At 54.5% G+C, this 20,323-nt stretch carries 19 protein-coding genes; 14 read left to right on the forward strand and 5 right to left on the reverse strand.

The genetic code is table 11. The annotated features are described in order from the left end of the window. Window positions 1-2,304: glycoside hydrolase family 3 C-terminal domain-containing protein (locus FD30_RS10005; RefSeq protein ID WP_156652562.1), on the reverse strand; the 2,304-nt coding region annotated here is incomplete at its 3' end. A gap of 535 nt (window positions 2,305-2,839) precedes the next feature. Between FD30_RS10005 and FD30_RS10010 the strand changes: the two genes are divergently transcribed. The 7 genes from FD30_RS10010 to FD30_RS10040 all read left to right on the forward strand — a co-directional run bounded on the left by FD30_RS10010 (window position 2,840) and on the right by FD30_RS10040 (window position 10,064). After that, window positions 2,840-4,480: a peptide ABC transporter substrate-binding protein gene (locus FD30_RS10010; RefSeq protein WP_056944910.1), complete on the forward strand. Its 1,641-nt coding sequence runs from the start codon at window positions 2,840-2,842 to the stop codon at window positions 4,478-4,480. A gap of 42 nt (window positions 4,481-4,522) precedes the next feature. Next, window positions 4,523-5,077: a DNA-3-methyladenine glycosylase I gene (locus FD30_RS10015; RefSeq protein ID WP_056944911.1), complete on the forward strand. Its 555-nt coding sequence runs from the start codon at window positions 4,523-4,525 to the stop codon at window positions 5,075-5,077. A 499-nt stretch (window positions 5,078-5,576) separates the two neighbouring features. After that, window positions 5,577-6,398, forward strand: a complete 822-nt coding sequence (locus FD30_RS10020) for a MetQ/NlpA family ABC transporter substrate-binding protein (protein ID WP_056944912.1) — start codon at window positions 5,577-5,579, stop codon at window positions 6,396-6,398. A gap of 56 nt (window positions 6,399-6,454) precedes the next feature. Beyond that, window positions 6,455-7,504 (forward strand): methionine ABC transporter ATP-binding protein, encoded by a 1,050-nt coding sequence (locus FD30_RS10025; RefSeq protein ID WP_056944958.1) that lies wholly within the window; start codon window positions 6,455-6,457, stop codon window positions 7,502-7,504. Next, window positions 7,505-8,188 carry a methionine ABC transporter permease gene (locus FD30_RS10030; RefSeq protein WP_024746578.1) on the forward strand — a complete coding sequence of 228 codons (684 nt, stop codon included), beginning with the start codon at window positions 7,505-7,507 and terminating at the stop codon, window positions 8,186-8,188. A 314-nt stretch (window positions 8,189-8,502) separates the two neighbouring features. Further along, window positions 8,503-9,435 (forward strand): DMT family transporter, encoded by a 933-nt coding sequence (locus FD30_RS10035; protein WP_056944959.1) that lies wholly within the window; start codon window positions 8,503-8,505, stop codon window positions 9,433-9,435. Window positions 9,436-9,449: 14 nt separating this feature from the next. After that, window positions 9,450-10,064 carry a histidine phosphatase family protein gene (locus FD30_RS10040; protein ID WP_056944913.1) on the forward strand — a complete coding sequence of 205 codons (615 nt, stop codon included), beginning with the start codon at window positions 9,450-9,452 and terminating at the stop codon, window positions 10,062-10,064. A 139-nt stretch (window positions 10,065-10,203) separates the two neighbouring features. On the opposite strand, the gene FD30_RS10045 is transcribed toward FD30_RS10040, so the two are convergent. Then, a complete protein-coding gene (locus FD30_RS10045) occupies window positions 10,204-10,419 on the reverse strand; it encodes a P8 family protein (protein ID WP_024746581.1) in 216 nt (71 codons plus the stop codon). A gap of 140 nt (window positions 10,420-10,559) precedes the next feature. Further along, window positions 10,560-10,943 carry a glycine cleavage system H family protein gene (locus FD30_RS10050; RefSeq protein WP_056944914.1) on the reverse strand — a complete coding sequence of 128 codons (384 nt, stop codon included), beginning with the start codon at window positions 10,941-10,943 and terminating at the stop codon, window positions 10,560-10,562. 184 nt (window positions 10,944-11,127) lie between these two features. Here FD30_RS10050 and FD30_RS10055 point away from each other — a divergent pair, with 184 nt between their 5' ends. Both FD30_RS10055 and FD30_RS10060 read left to right on the forward strand, forming a co-directional pair. Then, the gene (locus FD30_RS10055) at window positions 11,128-12,174 is read left to right on the forward strand and encodes a lipoate--protein ligase (RefSeq protein ID WP_056944915.1); all 1,047 of its coding nucleotides are present in this window, start codon (window positions 11,128-11,130) and stop codon (window positions 12,172-12,174) included. Further along, window positions 12,164-12,478, forward strand: coding sequence for a DUF7671 family protein (locus tag FD30_RS10060; RefSeq protein WP_056944916.1), 315 nt, complete (start codon window positions 12,164-12,166; stop codon window positions 12,476-12,478). The genes FD30_RS10055 and FD30_RS10060 overlap by 11 nt, the downstream gene beginning before the upstream one ends. Before the next feature lie 146 nt (window positions 12,479-12,624). On the opposite strand, the gene FD30_RS10065 is transcribed toward FD30_RS10060, so the two are convergent. After that, on the reverse strand, window positions 12,625-14,265 hold the full coding sequence (locus FD30_RS10065) for a peptide ABC transporter substrate-binding protein (protein ID WP_225426457.1): 1,641 nt from the start codon (window positions 14,263-14,265) through the stop codon (window positions 12,625-12,627). Window positions 14,266-14,406: 141 nt separating this feature from the next. Here FD30_RS10065 and mutY point away from each other — a divergent pair, with 141 nt between their 5' ends. The 5 genes from mutY to FD30_RS10090 all read left to right on the forward strand — a co-directional run bounded on the left by mutY (window position 14,407) and on the right by FD30_RS10090 (window position 18,450). Then, entirely contained in the window at window positions 14,407-15,528 is a 1,122-nt protein-coding gene (gene mutY, locus FD30_RS10070; RefSeq protein ID WP_056944917.1) for an A/G-specific adenine glycosylase, read from the forward strand. Window positions 15,529-15,541: 13 nt separating this feature from the next. Further along, window positions 15,542-15,862 carry a hypothetical protein gene (locus FD30_RS10075; RefSeq protein WP_056944918.1) on the forward strand — a complete coding sequence of 107 codons (321 nt, stop codon included), beginning with the start codon at window positions 15,542-15,544 and terminating at the stop codon, window positions 15,860-15,862. A gap of 14 nt (window positions 15,863-15,876) precedes the next feature. Continuing rightward, window positions 15,877-16,497, forward strand: a complete 621-nt coding sequence (locus tag FD30_RS10080; RefSeq protein ID WP_056944919.1) for an alpha/beta hydrolase — start codon at window positions 15,877-15,879, stop codon at window positions 16,495-16,497. Window positions 16,498-16,752: 255 nt separating this feature from the next. Continuing rightward, window positions 16,753-16,956 (forward strand): cold-shock protein, encoded by a 204-nt coding sequence (locus FD30_RS10085; protein ID WP_024746588.1) that lies wholly within the window; start codon window positions 16,753-16,755, stop codon window positions 16,954-16,956. Between the two features lie 156 nt (window positions 16,957-17,112). Beyond that, the gene (locus FD30_RS10090; protein ID WP_056944920.1) at window positions 17,113-18,450 is read left to right on the forward strand and encodes an MATE family efflux transporter; all 1,338 of its coding nucleotides are present in this window, start codon (window positions 17,113-17,115) and stop codon (window positions 18,448-18,450) included. Between the two features lie 76 nt (window positions 18,451-18,526). Here the strand turns inward: FD30_RS10090 and FD30_RS10095 are convergent, their stop codons facing one another. Next, window positions 18,527-20,317 carry a heavy metal translocating P-type ATPase gene (locus FD30_RS10095; protein ID WP_056944921.1) on the reverse strand — a complete coding sequence of 597 codons (1,791 nt, stop codon included), beginning with the start codon at window positions 20,315-20,317 and terminating at the stop codon, window positions 18,527-18,529. Window positions 20,318-20,323 lie beyond the last annotated feature (6 nt).

The following is a 20,323-nucleotide window of genomic DNA, read 5'->3' on the forward strand; positions in this document are numbered from 1 at the left end:
TGGGAACAGATGAGGTTCTAATAAGTGTTCGGATAATTCTTGCAATCTCCCGTTTTGATTAGCAGTTTGGATAAAGTCGTGAATGAGACTTTGAGGGGTTCCTAACGCAACTACGGCTCGTAACGGCATGTTCAAGAACATCCGGTTTTGGAGCGCAGCGACTTCCCCGTTTTCGTCGGTTGCCACGAAGGGGTTCCCGCTTTGGTCGCCATTGGCTAACGGCTTGATCACCGTTTGCTTGAAGACCGCGAGTAATTCGGGGTCCTTAACGATAGTGGTCAGGTAAGTTTCTGGTGAGACCTGACTTGGACGGTTCTGGAAGTCCATAGTCAGCTTGGTCTGCAAGCGCATATCGCGTGAGGACTCGCCGAGCATGACTTCGTAGTCACCGCTGTCAGCCCGCCAACGGTGATCCTTTTCGCACCACCAGCTGAAGTCGCGCCGGTTCAAGGACAAAGTGACCGGCTTGGTTTCACCGGGAGCCACGGCAACCTTAGTGAAGGCCCGCAGTTCCTTGGTCGGCATTGGGACGTGGGACGCGTGGTTGGCCACGTAGAGTTGTGGAACGGCTTGGCCCGCAACGTCGCCAGTGTTGGTAACGTTGAACGTGACTTGAGCTCCCTTAGCGTCGCTGGTGACGTTTAAGTCGGTGTATTCGAATGTGGTGTAACTTAAGCCGTGTCCGAATGGGAAGAGAACGTGCATCTCGTGGGTGTCGTAGTACCGGTACCCCATGAAGATCCCTTCAGCGTAGTCTTCGTGGTGGGGGTCCTGACCAAAGGTCGGCGCCATTGGGGTGTCGGTCAGACGGATTGGGAAGGTTTCGGTCAGGTGACCGGAAGGGTTAACTTTCCCCGTTAAGACGTCCCAAGTGGCTTCACCCACCGCTTCGCCGGCCAGGTAAGTTTCAACAACGGCCGGTACGGTGTTGATCCAAGGCATTTCGACCGCAGAACCATTTTGCAAGACGATGGTGGTGTGCGGGTTAACCTTGGCCAGGCTGCCAATTAAGTCAGTCTGATTTTCGGGTAACATCAGCGAGTTCTTGTCAAACCCTTCGGATTCGGCACTAGCCGGATAACCGGCGAATACGATCACGTGGTCGGCGTCCTTAGCTGCTGTTAAGGCTTGTTGAACCAGGTCATCTGAGGTTTCGTCTTCGTTCAAGTGGTATCCCGGATAGTAATCCGCAGTCAGCCCACTAGCTGTTAAGGCTTCCAGTGGCGTTACCAGCTCGCTAGGGTTGACGTGTGAACTCCCCGCGCCTTGGTAGCGTGGCTTTTCCGCTAATTCACCAATGATGACGACCTTGCCCGCCGTCTTAGGGGTCAGTGGCAATTCGTGGTGGTCGTTCTTCAAGAGAATAATTCCATCATCGGCCAGTTTCCGCGCGAATTCGTGGTGGGCGTGGTGGTCGTAAGTCCCAGGTTCCTGAGCTGCCGGCCAGTCGCGTAAGAGGTGCAACATGTGGCGGACGGCCTTGTCCAGAGTGCCTTCATCCAACTCACCGTTTTCAACCGCCTGAATGATCTCGTCCACCGAAGCCTGGCCTTTACCGGGCATCTCAAGGTCCAGACCGGCACGAAGCGCTGCGGCATGGTCAGCGACGGCGCCCCAGTCGGACATGACCGTTCCGTGGAAGCCCCATTCATCACGCAGGATGCTCCGTAAGAGCCGCCGATTCTGTGAGTTCAAGACACCGTTGATTCGGTTATAAGACGTCATCAGGGTGGCTGGGTGCGCCGTCTTGACGATGGTCTCGAACGTCCGTAAGTAGAGCTCACGGAGGGTCCGTTGGGACATATCGCTAGACGCCGTAAACCGTTGATTTTCACGGTTATTGGCCGCAAAGTGCTTGACGGAGACCCCCACGTGTTGGGATTGGACCCCCTGAACGTAGGCACTCCCTAACTTACCGGCCACTAACGGGTCTTCAGAGAGGTACTCGAAGTTTCGACCGCCCAGTGGTGAGCGCTTCAGGTTCACTCCGGGGCCTAACAAAAGGCTGACCTGTTCGGCGCGAGCTTCAGCACCCAAGTGTTCACCCAATTGGTGCATCAACGGTTGATTCCAGGTGCTGGCACTCAGAGCGGCCGCGGGGTAGGTAATGGCTTTAACGGAGTTGTTTAAGTCGTTAGCGCCCGCACTCTGGTCTTGCTTCCGGAGTCCGGAAGGCCCATCCGTCATCATTAACGTGGGGAGACCCAGACGATCAATTGTAGCAGTGTACCAATTATGTTTACCTGAAACTAAAGCGGCCTTTTCCGGCAATGTCAGAGCGGCCAGTGTCTTTTCGATGTCCATACGTTCAAATCCTTTCTACTAAGTCAACTTACTACTAGTATACCGTTTTCAATTCTGAGATGTCACCGCTTTATCGGAATTATTTTGACACGCAAAACATTGTTTTTGACAAATAGCCGTAATTGGGTTACTTTAAAAAAGTACCGTTTGTAATGAAATTAATGACCGAAGGAGGGAAATGACGATGATGACCAACGCAAGTCAATCAGTTCAAGTTATGGTTGCCGCATGTTGCGAATGTAACGTGTGCCTTTTTGCGTTGCGTTCATCCGTGATTTCCCAGCCAAGCTAGGTCTACATAACTAGACGATTTAATCAGTTGGCGGGTATTCTTTCACGTATTGAGCGTGAGGGAATACCCGCTTTTTGTCGTCTAGCGGGGCTATTTTTCCTAATCAAAGAGGGCACTTGAGCGGGACGGACACCCGGTTAGGTGCTGTTCAATCATGGCGACGACCCGTCCAGTCGGCGCCGGTTAGGGGAATTCGGGCAGGATGAGCAGTACACAATTTTGATTAAAAGAGGAGAAATCGTTATGAGAAAATGGACCGGTATTGGATTGGTGGCAGCAGTGATGGTGTTAGGGTTAGGCCTCGCTGCTTGCGGTCAGTCCAGCTCAACGGCAAAGCCCAAGCAGGACTTAAACCTGCCGGCCACTGCCGCTCTAGACACGATTGATTTAGCCAAAGCCACGGGATACGGCCAGACGGGGAACGTCTTCGAAAGCTTTTACCGGCTGGGAAAGGGGGGCAAGGTGGCTCCCGGATTAGCGGATTCCGCCAAGGTCTCTCAAGACCAGAAGACCTGGACGTTCCATATTCGGGACAACGCGAAGTGGAGTAACGGTGACAAGATTACCGCACAAGACTTTGTTTATTCCTGGCGGCGGACGTTGACGCCAGCGACCAAGTCGACCTACACGTACTTATTTTCCGGAATCAAGGGCGCTAACCAGATCATCGCGGGTAAGGCGCGACCGTCAACTTTAGGGATTCACGCAAAGGACCGGCAGACGGTGGTCATCCAGTTGACTAAGCCGATGGCCTACTTCAAGATTCTGATGGCTTACCCCCTGTTCGCACCGCAGAACCAGAAGGTCGTGGACCGCTACGGTAAGAAGTATGCGACCAAGTCCCAGTACATGGTCTACAGCGGACCGTTTAAGATCTCGGGTTGGTCCGGGACGGGCAACACCTGGTCGTTCGTCAAGAACAACCAGTATTGGGACCATAAAGTCGTCAAGTTGCACCGGATCAACTACCAAGTGGTCTCCAACCCACAGACAGGCTTGGGGCTCTACCAGAGTAAGAAACTCGACTTCGCCCAACTTTCGAACGAGCAGGTGAAAAATTATAAGAATAACGCGGCGTTTAAAGAGTACCCGTATTCCATCATGATTCACTTGAAGTACAATTTCCAAAATGCCGATGCGCAAAAGCGGCGGGAACTCAGCAACCAGAACCTGCGGCAAGCCATCTCCCTGTCGCTGGACCGCGCCCAGTTGACTAAGAAAGTCTTGGGGGATGGTTCCGTGACACCAACGGGGTTCGTCACCAGCGGCTTGGCCAAGGATCCCAAGACGGGAGAAGACTTTGCGAGTCAGCAGGCCGTGAAGAATACTACGACCTATAACTCTAAGCTGGCCAAGCAAAAGTGGGCCGCAGCGCAAAAGCAGCTGGGAACCAAGACCGTGACACTAGACATCATGGCCGGCAATGATGACCCGGCCGCAAGTACCGTGACCCAGTATCTGAAGGGACAACTGGAAAAGACGTTACCGGGCTTTAAGCTGAAGATTCAAAACGTACCGGCACAGGTGGCGCAACAGCGGTCGCAAAACGGTGATTTTGATATCTACCTTTCCCATTGGGGGGCCGACTTCAACGATCCAATCTCCTTCATGCAGATTCCCCTCAGTTCGAATTCGTTGAACTACGGTAAGTGGTCCAACAAGACCTACGACCGGTTAATTGACCGTGCGCAGAACCAAGATGCGGCCAACCCAGAGCAACGGTGGCAGGACATGGTTCAAGCGGCCAAGTTAATCAACAAGACGCAAAGCTTCACGCCGCTGTACCAGGCTGACTACGCCTACCTGCAACGGCCGAACGTTAAGGGCGTTATTCACAACACCGCAGGGACGCAATGGAGTTACAAGTACGCCTCTTTAAACTAACGGCCAACATGGTACACTTAGACCGTGAAAGGGGGCAATCAGATGACGATTGCAGCGGATGATGGGCGTGACTGGCAGACCGATGGCGTGCAAGAATACCACGCCTACTTCGGGACGCCCACGCACGATGACCATATCTTATTTGAACTCATGACGGTGGGGGTCTTCCAAGTCGGGCTGAGTTGGCAGGCAGCCGCTAGTAAGCTGCCGGTCTTCCGGCGGGTCTTCGTCGGAATGGCGATTCCGCGGGTCGCCCAGCTGGACCTTGAAGCGGATGTCGACCGTATTGCGGGGGACGCCCAGATGATTGGGAACGTTCGCAAGATTCGAGCGACGATTCAAAATGCCCGGGCGATTCAGCAGATTCAAGCGGAGTTTGGCAGCTTTGCGACCTATCTCTGGTCCTTCGTTCACGGCACACCGCTTCTATTGCCGGTGGTGACCCGTGATGAGATCGTGAACCAGTCGACGATTGGCTCCGCGGTCGCCCGAGACCTAAAACGACGCGAGTGCAAGTTTGTGGGCCCGGTGGTCACGCATATGTTTCTAAAGGCCGCGGGAATCTTGCGCGATGAAATTCTTGATCAAACGGACTAAGAAATTGATGAGTGATGCCGGAAACTTGCGATTAGCGGGGGAACGGTCTTTAGTGAAGGTCGGCACGAACGCCGATTTGACGGGTTTTATATAAATAAATTTATTGTGACTTATGCTTGACAGTGCATTAACATTGCATTAGACTTACTTGTAAATTAAGCGATTGAAAACAATGTGATCAGGAGAGTAACCGGACGTCACGCTTCTAGAGAGCCCACGAAATGCTGAAAGTGGGTAGCGGTGATTAAGGCGAAGATGGCCTGAAATGAATTGGCATTACCGAGTCTGCGGATTAGGCAATGATGACCGGCACTCATTATCGTGCACGCACTTCTGGCTTCAGGCCACGAGTGTTAATGAGGGGTCGGTTTACGCCGATTTGAATTAGAATGGTACCACGACAAAGTTCGTTTCTATTAAGTTAGGAGCGGACTTTTTCTTTTGGTCACAGATCAATTGCTGAAAATCATAAGAATAGTAATGAGGGGGATTTTGAATCATGAAAAAATTTAAACGATTTGCTTGGTTATTTCTATTATTACTGCCACTTTTAATTGTCTCCGGTTGTGGCAAGTCAGCTAGCAGCTCCAAGACGGTGAAGGTCGGTATCATGGGGACTGATGAAAAAATCTGGAACCCAATCAAGACCAAGCTGGCGAAGCAGGGCATCAACATTAAGCTGGTCACCTTTACGGATTACAATCAACCTAACGCGGCATTGTCTAATCACGAAGTTGACTTAAACTCGTTCCAACACCGGTACTTTATGAACACTTGGAACAAGGCCCACAAGACCCACATCGTGGCCTTAGCCAACACGTACTTGGCGCCACTGCGGTTGTATTCTAAGAAGATCAAGAATGTGTCCGACATTAAGAAGGGTGACCAGATCACCATTCCTAACGACGCGACCAACGAAGGTCGGGCTTTGCACCTCTTGGAATCGGCAGGCTTGATCAAGGTCAACGACAAGGTGGCCTTACCAACGCCTAAGAACATCACGCAGAACAAGTTGAACTTGAAGATTACGCCAATGGATGCGGCCCAGACACCTCGTTCGTTGTCTGACGCAACGGCGGCCGTGATCAACAACGAGTTTGCGGCGAGTGCTAAACTAAATGCTAAGACGGCGCTGGCCCGCGAAAAGGTCAACAAGGCCTCCAAGCCGTACATCAACATCATTGCGGCGAACAAGTCGGATAAGAACAACGCCACGTTCAAGAAGATCATCAAGGCTTACCAGACGGAAGCCACGAAGAAGAACATTGAGAAAGCTTACGATGGCCTGTCCATTCCAGCTTGGAATTTGAAATTAAAGTAAGCCCTCGTTGACGGCAGCGGGGAGATAGGAGAACGAAGACTGTGACGAAAGAACCTATTATTCAGTTAAACCATATCGACGTGACCTTCCATAATAAGGGGCAGACGGTCAAGGCCGTTCAGGACGTCTCATTAGAGGTAGCGCGCGGCGACATTTACGGTGTCGTGGGTTACTCAGGCGCGGGGAAGAGTACCCTGGTCCGGGTAATCAACCGGCTGCAGCGGCCTACCGCTGGCACGGTTACGGTCAACGGGCAGAATATCTTAGCACTGCGGTCCAGCGAGTTACGCGCAGCCCGGAAGAAGATTGGGATGATCTTCCAACACTTCAACCTGATGAATGCGCGGACCATTGCGGACAACGTGGATTACCCTCTAAAGGGATCCGGATTATCGCGCAAGGAGCGGCATGACAAGGTCGCTCGGCTCTTGGATCTGGTCGGACTGAGCGAGAAGGCCCAGGATTATCCGGCGCAATTGTCGGGTGGTCAGAAGCAACGGGTCGCCATTGCGCGAGCCCTGGCCAACGACCCTGAGATTCTGATCAGTGATGAAGCCACGAGTGCTTTGGACCCCAAGACCACTTCGGCGATTCTGGAACTTTTGAAGCGATTGAACAAAGAATTGGGCCTGACCGTGGTGTTGATCACGCACGAAATGGACGCCGTCAAGGAGATCTGTAATAAGGTCGCCGTGATGGAAGACGGTGCGATTATCGAACGGGGCGACTTGGTCTCCATCTTTAGTAATCCGCAAAAGCCACTGACACGCGACTTCATCAATACGGCAACCCAGATCGATCAAGCGTTGGAAAAGATTTACAAGCAGGCCAAGGGCTTGGGCTTAGACGATCATCACCAACTGGTACAACTCAAGTATGTGGGTGCCAGCACCGATGCACCGCTGATCACGGAGCTGTTCAAGCGGTATCAGGTGGTCTCCAACATTCTTTACGGGAACGTGGAGATTTTGCAAGATACGCCTTTGGGGAACTTGGTGGTCGTGATGGCCGGCGAACCCGACCAATTGGAGCAGGCTTGGCAGTACTGCCGCGATGCGGGTATCCAGTTGACGTTCTTGAAGCCTAAAGATCCGGAGGTGGCCTAGTTGAGTATTTTTGCGAAGTATTTTCCAAACGCGGTCACGATGAAGAGTGACTTCTTACAGGCGACTTGGGAAACCATTTATATGACGTTGATTACGGCAATCGTTGCCGGTGTGATTGGGATGGCCATTGGGATTGGGTTGATTGTGACCCAACCCGGCGGTATCCTGGAGAACCGGGTCGTGTATAACATCTTGGATAAGGTGGTCAACCTGTTCCGGTCGATTCCGTTCGTCATCTTACTGGCGGTGATTGCCCCAGTGACGCGGATCATTGTAGGGACGGCGATTGGAACCACGGCGGCTATCGTACCGCTGGTGATCGGGTCCGCACCGTTCTACGCCCGGCAGATTCAAAATGCGTTGACGGAAGTCGACCACGGGATCATTGAAGCCGCTGAAGCGGTGGGGTCTGGTCCGATTGCGATTATTTTTCGGGTGTACTTGCGCGAAGGACTGGCCGATATCATCCGGTCGTCCGTTCTTACGTTGATCAGTCTGATTGATTTGACCGCGATGGCCGGGGCCATCGGGGGTGGTGGCCTGGGGAACTTGGCCATCAACGTGGGATACAGTCGCTTTGAAAGTGACGTCACTTTCCTGGCTATGCTGATTATCCTGGTACTGGTCTTTGCCATCCAATTACTGGGTGACTTATGGGCCCGGCGAGTCGACCATACAGCTTAAAAGCGAAACAACGAAGCGTCGTTACCTTGACCAAAATGGTCGGGATAACGACGTTTTTCCGTTGGGCGAGCACTTAACAGGCTTAACGCCTTAACCGGCAAAATAAAAAAAGTGAGTGGTTTGACGCAAAAAAGAGAAATTTGCCGCCAAATTTTAATGATGATTCGCTAAAATTGAAAAATTATGAGACTTCGGCACACCATAGTCGGCGAAACACCGACGCCGCCTGAGGACGGTGGCAAACGGGCTGAAGGGAAAGTTGAAAGTGAGGATTTGGTGCGTTGAAAACTTCTGGTGCAGCAACTGAAAATGTGATGAAGGGAATCTTCTGGGCGACCGTGGCGTCGGCGATGTTTGGGATTTCCGGGACCGTTTTACAGTTCATTTCTCAAGGCCAAAATATTCCGGCCAGTTGGTTTTTGTCCACGCGAACGTTAGGCGCGGGCGTGGTGTTATTGGTGATTAGCTTAATCCTGTATGGTAAGAAGACGTTTGCCGTCTTTCGAAGCTGGGCAGAGATCGGGTGGTTGCTCGCCTACGCCTTTATTGGCTTGGGGGCCAACCTGTTGACCTTCTACCTCGCCGTCCAGACGGGGAATGCCGCCGCGGCTACGATTCTTCAATATTTGAGCCCCTTATTCATTGTGCTGGGGAGCTTGCTGTTTAAGCACGAGCATCCCCTCCGGAGCGACATGATTGCCTTCATCGTGGCGTTACTCGGGGTCTTTCTGGCAATCACGCGGGGGAACCTCGCGCAGTTGGCGATTCCGCTGAGCTCCCTGCTTTGGGGAATCGGTTCCGGGATTACCGCCGCAGGTTACGTGGTACTGCCCCGGAACCTGATTCGGGACCACGGGCATGCGCCGGTCACGGTGCTAGGTTGGGGAACCTTCTTGGCCAGCATCGGCTTCAACCTGGTGCACCCGGTCTGGGTCAACATGCCCCCAATTACGGGGACCTTGGTAGGCTCGATGAGTACGGTCATCCTGGTGGGGACGATTCTCCCGTTCGGCCTATTGCTCTACAGTAGTCACTTTGCGCCTTCCGACGTGATCAGTATCGTGGATGCGACGCAACCCGTGATTACGTTCGTCTTGTCGATTCTCTTCTTGAGCCTTAAAATAACCCTAGCGGAAGTGATTGGGTCGGTCCTGGTGATTGTGGCCATTTACCTGTTACAACGGGGACGACGCCAGTTAGAACCGCCGTTCGAACGGGAAGTTAGTCCGAACCAAAAGGTTGAGTAAGGGAGGCGGTGGCTGTGACCACCATTGATTGGATCCGCCACGGGCAGACCTATGCGAACACGCTGGGCGTGATCCAAGGTCAGCTCGATACGGCCGTGACTTGGTTGACGCCAACGGGGGAACGTCAGGCCCAACGGCGGCACCAACAGCTGGACCTCACCCCCTACGACCGGGTCCTGGTCAGCCCGTTGCACCGTGCTCAGCAGACCGCGACGTGGTTGGCGGCCGACTACGCGGGTCCCGTGACCACCGACCCGCGGTTGATGGAATCGGCCTACGGGACCTGGACGGGGCAAGAGACGGCGACTTTGTTGGCCCAGTTTCCCACGGCCTTTGATCCGCTGACCCGAGAAGTCCGCCCCCCGGTCCTGTCCCGGATCGGCGGCGAAAGCTATTTGCAAGTACAGCGGCGTCTGGGGCAGGTCATCGCAGAACTGGTGGTGGACCACCCGCACGAGCATGTGTTGGTGGTTAGCCATGGGTTGACCATCAAGAATGCGGCGTTATTAATGTTGGCTGCGCCGGCGACCTTAGCGTTGCCCGAACCGACCAATCTGAGCCTGACGCGAACCACGGTCGATCCCGTCACGGGACACCGCTACCTGAACAGTTACAGTGAACCCGTTTAATCAGTTGTTGAATTTGAAAAGGACCGCTTAGCCCGTGAATGTGGGGTGAGCGGTCCTTTTTAGAACGGTCGGCAGCGTCAAAAATGGCAAAAAAAAATAATGCCGTCGGTTAGGGCGGCATTATTTTTGGTTGAGCCGGTTACTTCTTCAGATTTTCTTCAACGTAAGCCTTAACTTCATCGTCAGACTTCGCATCGATCTTCTGCATAGAAGCTTCAGTTTCATCGGTGTTGTGACCATTAGATTCCATGAAGTGATCCCAAAGGGCGTCACGAACAGGAATTGCATCCTTAGACCAATCGAATACTTCTTCCATCTTTTCATCTAACAAAGCGGTCTTTTCTACAACAGCCATAACCATTACCTCCAATTAAAAATTGGTCAGTGTAGCTCAGTTGATTGGCATGGGTACCACCGGCTTCAATTCTCATGATAGTTCATTTTGCCGAAAATGGAAATTATTTTATCGACATTATTTTTGGTCAATAAGGCGACTTACGCAACTTGGAGTTCCAGAATCCAGTTGGCGGCTTGTGCGTTGTGGTTGATGGTGGCGGGATCGACGACTAGGTCTTGGTTGACTTTGGTCACGGTTCCCGCAAAGGGGGTCTTGAAATTTTCGACCGCCTTATCGCTTTCGACTTCGAGAATATCGTCCCCGGCGGCAAGCTGGTCATCGGTCATGATGGGCAGGTCGGCGAAACTAATATCCCCAATTTGTTCTAAGGCGTCACTGGAGAGGCCCAAGCGGTAGTGGCCTTGGTCCCGTTGTTCCAGCCAAACGCCGTCTTTAATGGTAATTTCGGGGGCAGCGGTGGCGTGGCGGCCGTGCCACCAAGCAACTAGGCGTTGCCAAAAAGTGTGTGGTTGTTCAGTCATCATGATTCCTCCCAAATGTCAGTCTATCTTACTAACCAGTATACCCTTTTCTTGGAAACGCTGACAATCAATTGCTTGTGGGATTCCTCACTGGGATTGTTGCCAACCGAGGCTTATGCTACACTGAAAATAATTTGGTAGGGCGCCAGAGTGACCTACCGGGGAACGAAGGGAGAAATTGGACATGTTCTTAATTGATACCAATCGCCAGGGACGGGTCGTGACGGATGCCATTGTCAACCAGTCGATCGATAATTACCTGGTCAACGATTTAAAGTTACCGGGCCACGGCCTGATGATGTACGTCAATCAACCAGCCGTTATTTTGGGAATCAACCAAAACGTGATGGCGGAGGTCAACTTTCCATACCTTGCTGAAAATCAGGTCCAGCTGGTGCGGCGAACCTCCGGCGGTGGGGCCGTATATCACGACAAGCGAAACTTGATCTTTGAACACATCATCAACGGTGACCCACAGGACGGGTCAAAGTTTGGCGATTACAGCGTCTTTGCGGCACCGATTCTCCGGGCGCTGAAGGACATGGGCGTGGCCGACTTAGCCATCAGTGGTAAGAGCAACTTGGTCGTGGCTGGTCGGAAGTTCTCCGGCATGACCATGTTTAAGAACGGCGACGGGTACGCAGCCGGGGGCACCATCATGTATGATCTGAACGTAGATGCGGCCCACCAAGCGCTATTGCCCAGCAGTCAGCGGCAACATAAAGGCGTGGCCTCGAACCGCGTGCCGATTACCAATCTCCGGCAATACCTGGCACCGGCGTATCGCGACCTGGATATCCAGGCGTTTAAGGAAGCCCTGCTGTGCCACATCTTTAACGTAGACCGGTTGGACCAGATTGAGACCTACCACTTGAATGACCGGGATTGGGAGATTATCGATCAGCGCTTGGACGACAAATACCGGACGGATGCTTGGAACTACGGGGCTAATCCGGGTTACCGGGAATACCGGGCCGTAGTCCTGCCGCAGGGTCGGCTCCACCTGAACTTTACCATCCACCAGGGAACCTTCCGGAACATGGCGTTGTTTGGAACGGTCGCCCCGGCTGAGCAGTTGAGCGCGGTAGCGGATCGGCTGGTCGGGCTACCGGTCACAGCCGAAGCCTTAACGGCGGTGTTACGGGATGAGGCGGTCCTCCAGGTTCTAGGCAACGCCGCAGTGACGCCCATCGTGACGGCGTTGACCACGGAGGCTCCCGATGAAGGCTAAGTATGAAGTGAACCAGTACGTGGGAGTTCCCGTGGCACCAGATGCGTCGGGACATTACCAGATCAAGCGCGAACCGGATGGTGACTTTAAGCTGCATTCTTGGCGGACCGGACGTCACAGCAAGGGCAAGTACCGGGGCGTGGGTCAGATCTTCTTGACGGAAAACAACCTTAAGGTGGCCGTCGTCGCTGCTTACCCGGTCAACTATAAGGAACGGCACGCGTATACGCCCATGCAGCGGTTGACCAGTGAATTCGTCACCGATGACGTGGTAGCCTTGGCTCAGACTCACTTGGACGCGTAACCCTTTAAGACGAGCAAAGACAGCGGGGAAAGTTGAGTAACTGCCCCAGACAAACTGAATCAACCTACAAAAGCGACTGCCGTTACCTGGCAAAAACAGGTGACGGCAGTCGCTTTAATTTGGGGATGTTGCGGATAATCGGCCAGCTATTTCACAAAATAGGCCTGTTTAAAGTTGGATTGGGTCCCAATGGTGTTGAACTGAACGCCATTGAGGTGGGGGTTCACCAGGTACGTGCTAGCAGGTTGAATCAGGGGGGTGACGCCCTGCTCGCGCATCAGAATGCCTTCCGCCTTCAAGAGGGTGCGCCACCGAGCCGCGTTGAAGGTGGGCGCGTAACTGGCAGTTTCTACCAGGCGGTCATAGTCGGCGTTGAGCCAGTCCCCCGTGTTGGTGGTGTTGTTGCTAGTGAAGAGCGATAGCATGGCCAAGGGGTCCGCGTATTGCGCCCGTTGGTTGTTGAGAACCAGGTCACTCTTCAGAGGTTGGATCCGCTGCGGTGACCGGGAACGGGGCCGGAGTTTAATGGTTAAGCCGGGTAAGTGTTTTGTCAATTGCTTTCGTAGATTCTGGGCCATTAGTTGCTGGTAAGTTTCGGGCGAGTAGCCTAGAGTCAGGGTGATCCGCTTGAGGTGGCTATGGTCTAGGGCTCGTTGCCATTCGGTCGCTGCTTGCTTGGGGCGATAGGCCAGAGCCCGTTGTTCCGGCTGGGCGTTGGCGAAGTCCGCCGTTCCCCGTAGCCCGCGACTGAGTCCGGCGGGGACGATGCCCTGAGCGGGAAGGGACGTACTGCCATAAGTCATTCGGGACAGTGTCTTACGGTCGACGGCGTGGGAGATGGCTAAGCGGGCGTTCTTCTGGTTCAGGAGACTCGCGGCAGCGTAGTTGGGACCCATGCGCCGGTAAGTCAGGATCGCCATCTGAGAATAGGGGCGAGCCGTGTAGTCGGCTTGGTGCTCGTAGCGTTGGATGTTCTTGAGAATGCGGACCTCATCGAGTTTGCCCGCCTGGTAAGCGCGCCAGGCCTTATGGCGGTCACGGTAGACCGTGACGTTGATGCGCTTTAAGTAGACGTGTTGGCGGTCCCAGTAATGGGGATTGGGGACCATGTGCCAATGGTTGGCGGTCCCGTTTCGGCTGACCATGAAGGGCCCTGCGTAGACTTGGTATTCCGGCTTGGTGGCGTATTTGGCGCCATACTTGCGGGCGACCCGGCGGCTTTGGGGGCCGAAGAGCGGGTAGGCCAAGCGTTGGGGCAGTTCGGCCATGGGATGGTCGAGCTGGACCACCAGCTTAAATTTACCGACGGCGTGAACACCCAACTGGGAAGGGGGTAAGCTGCCGGCTAAGATCTTGTGCGCGTTTTTGATTCCCCGGAAGAGGTCGGCTTGACTGGCCGTAGTCCGGGGGTCGAGGGCCCGACGCCAGGAGTAGACGAAGTCGTGTGCCGTGATTACCGACCCGTCGCTCCAGTAGGAATCTTTCCAGAGCGTAAAGGTATAGGTGGTTTTAGCGGCATTGATCGAGACTTTCTTGGCTAAGGCCAGCGCGGCCTGCCCGTCGCGATTGGTCTGATAGAGCCCCTCGATGGCGTTGTTGAGCCGGCCAAAGGAAGTCATGCGATCCACGTCCAAAGTGGTCAGGGGATGCCGGGTCGCCAGGTTCAAGACTTGATTTTTAGTCATGACCCCTTTGCTGTCACTGGTGGTCTTGACCGCCTGGGGTCGGGTACAACCGGTCAAGCCGCAACTGCAGACCACCATTAGTAAAATTATCCAGCGTTTCACGTTTACCCCTCCGTTAATCCTGTTTGTCTTTTCTGATAATAGGGGAGTGGCCGGGGGGCGTCAAGTCTGAGTCACGGTCATGACTTGTGGTTCTGGAGGGAATTCGCTAAAATTGAGAAAATGATAAACGGAGGGACACCCATGGAACAGTGGTCAGCAACAACGATTCAGGCGTTTCGCCAGACCCTCTTAGCGTGGTATGACCAGTCCGGTCGCGACCTACCTTGGCGCCGCGATCAGGACCCCTACCATGTTTGGGTCAGTGAAATCATGCTTCAGCAGACGCAGGTCAATACCGTGATTCCCTATTACCAGCGGTTCATGGCGGCGTTTCCGACCGTTACGGCATTAGCCGAAGCGGACCAAGCCGACCTCTTGAAGGCCTGGCAGGGATTAGGGTATTATTCACGGGCGCGGAACCTACAACGGGCCGCCCAACAGTTGGTCCACGACTATCATGGCGTTTGGCCCCGTACCGCCGCCGAATTACAGGACTTAGTTGGTGTAGGACCCTATACGGCTTGCGCGATTGCCAGCATTGCGTTTGGAGAAGTGGTTCCCGCGGTCGATGGCAACGCCTTTCGGGTCTTTGCCCGGCTCCTACTGATTGACGCCGATATTGCCCAACCCAAGACCCGGCAACTCTTTATGAAGATCATTCAACCAATCGTGGACCCGCAGCGACCTGGGGCCTTCAATCAGGCGATTATGGACCTGGGGTCGAGTTATATGACGGCCAAGAACCCGGACCCGGAACATTCGCCGGTCCGAGCGTTTGACGCCTCTTACCGGGAAGGTCGGGTACTGGACTATCCCGTGAAGACCAAGAAACCCCGGCCTAAAATTGTGCCATACTATGGCCTGGTAATCACGTCACCGGCCGGGTACTTGCTGGTTCAACGGACGGCGCAACAGATGTTGGCTGGGTACTGGAGTTATCCACTGATCCCGCAAGACCAGCTGCGCGAATCAGGGACGGCGTCTGCGACGTTGGCCGCTGATATGGCGACGCTGACACAGCGGTGGGCGACGGACCACCACTTAGCGCTGACCTTGACGCCGGTGGCCGGGAAGCCCATCCAGCACACCTACACCCATCAACGGTGGCGGGTGACCTTGTTGAGTGCCCACTTTGAGCAGACGCCGTCACTGGCACTTTACCCGGGAAAGTGGGTCCCGGCAGCGCAGATCGACCAATTACCGTTACCCAAGATTCAAGAGAAAATGATGCAGCGGTGGGCCACGTTAGACCGTGAGAAATAGGGGGAAGTAAACCATGACAGATATTTTTACGATTTTAAAGAACGTTTCGGTGAATCACCAACCCGTTGCGGGGACCGAAATCGTGGTGACGGATGTGCAAGGTAAGCCCAACGGCCTGTTGACGGACCTGGTCCACGACCTGATCAATGACGCCTTGCTCTTCGTTAACCTGGCGGAGATTGCGACGGCTGATGACCTGATTGCCCGCTTACACGCCCATACGCCGCTCCCGGATGATGTCTTGGAGGAATACGCGAAGATCTTAGCCGAGCGCTGTTACGGCCTGAATTTTGCGCCACAGAAGGGCCAGATTGAGATCATTGTGCATCGCTAAAAGGGGGCCCCACTATGGGAGAATCAGAGCTGATTGAGACCATGCCAGGTGCGAATACGGCGCCACCGGTGTTGCTGTTGCAGGGAACCGGCGGCACCAACCAAGAGATGCTTACTTTCGGCCGCCGGTTGGCTCCCCAGAGTCCGTTGATCACGATTGCCGGCCGGCAGGGCGTGGGATCACAACGTCAATATTTTCGGCAAACGGCGAGTACGCCAGCCGATCCGCAGCAATTGGAAACGGAGGCGCGGTGGCTGGCTGAACAGGTCACGGCGATTTGTCGCAACCATCGCTGGAATCGTGACCACTTGATCACGGTGGGGTACTCCAACGGGGCTGCGATGGCGGCATACGGGCTCCAGACGGGATGCTTGCCAGGCGCCACCGCGCTACTGTTTCACCCCTTATGGGTTCCGGTGGCGCGGCCACAAAACCAGCAACATCGGCAGGTCTGGCTCTCGGCGGGGCGGCATGACCCGTTGGTCTCGGTGGCGACGGTCCAGCGTGTGGCTGACGCGTGTGCGGCAACGGGGATGCAGACCACGGTCACGGTGACCGGGGGGACCCACCACATGACCCCCGGAGAAGTTCTTCAGGCTTATCAGTGGTTGGCACCGCGGTTGACCACGGATTAAATTGATTTGAAAAGATTGTTGAAGGGGCGCAAGGCGCCGGATTGACCGGGATACGCGCCCGCAATTTTCGAAGAATTCATCGAATTTAGGAACATCTCATTTGCTATTTTCGAAAATACCTGTTATCCTGTTGTTAATGTATTTATGGTTCGGAAGTTTTAAAGGCTCGACGTTCTTTAAGAATGGCTCCTTTTTACCCCAGCTTTCAAATGCAAATATTATATTGCGCTATGCGCACACGGAGGTTTCATTCTTATGGAACAAGGTACTGTTAAATGGTTCAACGCTGATAAAGGTTACGGCTTCATTACTCTTGAAAACGGCTCAGACGTGTTCGTTCACTTCTCTGCTATCAACAGTGAAGGTTTCAAGACGCTTGAAGAAGGCCAACATGTATCCCTTGACGTAGAACAAGGCGATCGTGGCCCACAAGCTGCTAACGTTACGGTTGTTGACTAATTTACTTTAGCCTATAGCCTGAAAAGTCACCATCTGCGGATGGTGGCTTTTTTGCGTCTTCAAGGCGTTGAAGGCGGGTGGGCAGCAAATTTCCCTCGTATCTGGGTTGGTAAAAAGTGTATACTAACCTTATTCTAAAAATTTAGAGGGATTATCTTGGAAAACTTATTCGAACAGGCCCCGATTCGGCAGGCCTACTTTAAACTCGCCATGCCCGTGGTCCTGAGCATGCTCGCTAGTATGATTTACAACTTGGCCGACACCTTCTTCGTCTCGATGACCCAAAATACCGCCTTGGTCGCGGGGGTCTCGCTGTGTACGCCACTGTTCAACCTGATGATTGCCTTGGGGGACGTCTTCGGGTTGGGGGGAAGTGCCTACGTCTCCCGGTTACTGGGACAGCAGAAGAATCAGTTAGCCCGCCACGTCAGTAGCTGGTGCTTCTACGGCGGTATCTTCAGTAGTATTGGGTTAGCCGTGTTGATGCTGATCTTCGAACGGCCAATTCTAATGGCGCTAGGCGCGACCAGTGCAACTTACGGTTACGCGGCTCAGTTCTACCGGATCTTCAACATTGGGGCGGCCCTGGTCACGATTTCCATCGTTCCGGGGAACCTAATGCGGACCGAGGGACGGGCTAAGGAAAACATGATTGGGACCGTGGGAGGCATCGTCCTGAACGTGATTTGTGATCCCATCTTCATCTTAGTCTTACATATGGGGGCCGCAGGGGCGGCCTTAGCGAACCTGATTGGGTACACGCTGACCGATATCATCTTGATTCAATACGTTCGGCGGCGGTGTCACGTGATCAACGTGAACTGGCACGAGGTCTCCTTGAAGCATTCCGACGTCTGGCAGGTCCTGGTCATCGGAATTCCCGCTTCGATCACGAACCTGATGATCAGTTACCAGACGGCGCTGTTCAATAACTACTTGGCCCGGTATGGTGCGGACCGGGTGGCGGCCTTAGGGATTGCCACCAAGGTCTCCCAAGTCGTCAACGCCATCATGGTTGGGTTCGCGTTTGGGGCCCAGCCGCTGATTGGGTATAACTACGGTGCGGAGAACCATGACCGGTTACGTAAAATCATCCGGTTTGACCTCCTAGTCGAGGTGGTCTGGTCGTTGGTCATGGCCACGTTAATGATCCTGGTCGCACCTTGGATCGTGGCGTTGTTCTTAAAGAACCCGGCCGTTATCCATTACGGGGCGCAGCTGTTGCGGGTTCTGCTGATCACCACGCCGTTTGCGGGAGCCATCCTGGTCTACACCACGGTCTTCCAGTCCACGGCGAAGGCGTTAAACGCGTTGCTGATGTCGGTGTCCCGGCAAGGGGTCATCTTCACCATCGCGATTGTGGTCGGGAGCCTTCTGTTCGGCTACACGGGAATCATTTGGTCGCAAGCTGTCGCGGATGTCTTAACGGCGCTACTGGGCTGGGGCTTATACCGGCGCCAGGTCGCTAAGGCCAACCAACAGTTGACGGCTTAGGAATTTTAGGATATATACAGACAGCACAAAGCCGCCAGAACGGTAAATTCTGGCGGCTTTGTTGTGGTTAATCAGTTTAACGGTCGGTCCGGGCACGAAGGGCATACAGGATGGTGATGGTATCTACGGCCTCCTGGAACAGGGCCCCGATGATGGCGGGGATGATGCCGAAGCTGGCGATGAGCATCAGGCCGGTACAGATGGCGATACCGATCAAGACCGCTTGCCGGGCGACGCGCATGGTGTCCCGGGAGATCTTGACGGCGGTGCTGACCCGGGTCAGGTCGTCCTTTAAGACCACGGCGTCCGCTGATTCACTGGCCGCAGTGGCTCCGTGAGCGCCCATGGCGATGCCCACGTCGGCGACGGCTAGGGAAGGAGCGTCGTTGACCCCGTCCCCGACCATGGCCACCGGTGTCAGGTCGGCGGGAAGTTGTTTTAAGACGTTGATCTTATCGGTAGGTAAACAGTCGGCGTGAATCCGGTCGATACCGACTTCCTGGGCAATCTGTTCCGCAATGGGTTGGCGGTCGCCGGAAATCATGATCAGGTGGTCGATTTTCAGGTCGTGCAGGGCCGCCATGGTCTCAGCGGCTTCAGGCCGAACGCGGTCGGTGAAGGTCACGCACCCTACGTAATCGCCGTTGACGGCAACGTAAACGGCGGTCTGATCGACCTTGGTGATGGGCTGGTCGGTCACGTAGCTGGCCTTCCCCGCCCGCACAGTCTGACCGTCGATCGTAGCCTGAACACCGGCTGCGGTGGCTTCGACGACGTGATTAGCGGTGAGGAGGGTCGTGGGGTTCGCGGCCACTAGGGACCGGGCCAGTACGTGGTTGGACTGTTGCTCGGCACTAGCGGCGAGTTCTAGGAGTCGACTGGCCGTGGTACCGGGTTCGGGAAGCAGTTGGTCGACCACTAGATGACCTTGCGTAATTGTTCCCGTTTTATCGAAGGCGAAGCTGCGCACCTTGGCCAGCTTTTCTAGGGTCGTCCCGGTCTTCACGATGATCCCGTTACGACTGGACCGACTCATTCCCGAGACCAGGGCAATTGGCGCGGCCAGAATCAGGGGACAGGGGGACGCGACCACCAGGACCTCGGCGACCCGGACGGGGTCGCCGGAGAGCCACCAGGCAACACCCGCAATTAAGTAGGCGCCCAGGGTGAACGGTACGGCGTAGCGGTCGGCCATCCGCACGAAGTGGGCGGGCTGATTCTCAGCTTGCCGGACTAGCCGGACGATGTTTTGGTACTGACTATTGGCGGCTGTCTGGTCCGCTTGAATCTGGATGGCAGTACTCCCGTTAATGGCGCCAGACATCACGGGGTCGTCCGGGTGTTTGTCGACTGGGCGAGATTCACCGGTCAGTGAAGATTCATCGACAGTGGTGGTCCCAGTTAAGACGGTCCCGTCAACGGGAATGACCTCGCCAGGCTTGACCAGTAGGTGTTGGCCAACTTGAACCTGGTCAATGGGAATAGCGGTAACGGTGTCGTCGGTCACCAGGTGGGCGTTTTGAGGGGAATTGGCCAGGAGACTCTGGAGCTCTGAGTTTGCCCGGTTGGCGGCAAAGTCTTCTAAGGCGTCGCCCCCGGTCAGCATCAGTAAGACGATCAGTGCAGCCCAGTATTCGCCCACGGCTAAAGTGGCGATGACCGCCGTAATGGCCAGGAGGTCGACCCCGAATTTACCAGAGCGGAGAGTCTTGATCATGTCGACGAACATCAGGAGGGCGATCAGGGCCCCCAGAATCGTGACCAGCCAGGCCGCCCATTGTTGTTCGTGTAGGATGAATTGACAGATCAGCGCAATGGCCCCAATCGTGAGGACCCCCCAAAGACGTTTGTAATTGGTTAGTTTCATCGTGGA

The organism is Levilactobacillus namurensis DSM 19117 (assembly GCF_001434785.1).
In the GTDB taxonomy this organism is placed as follows: domain Bacteria; phylum Bacillota; class Bacilli; order Lactobacillales; family Lactobacillaceae; genus Levilactobacillus; species Levilactobacillus namurensis.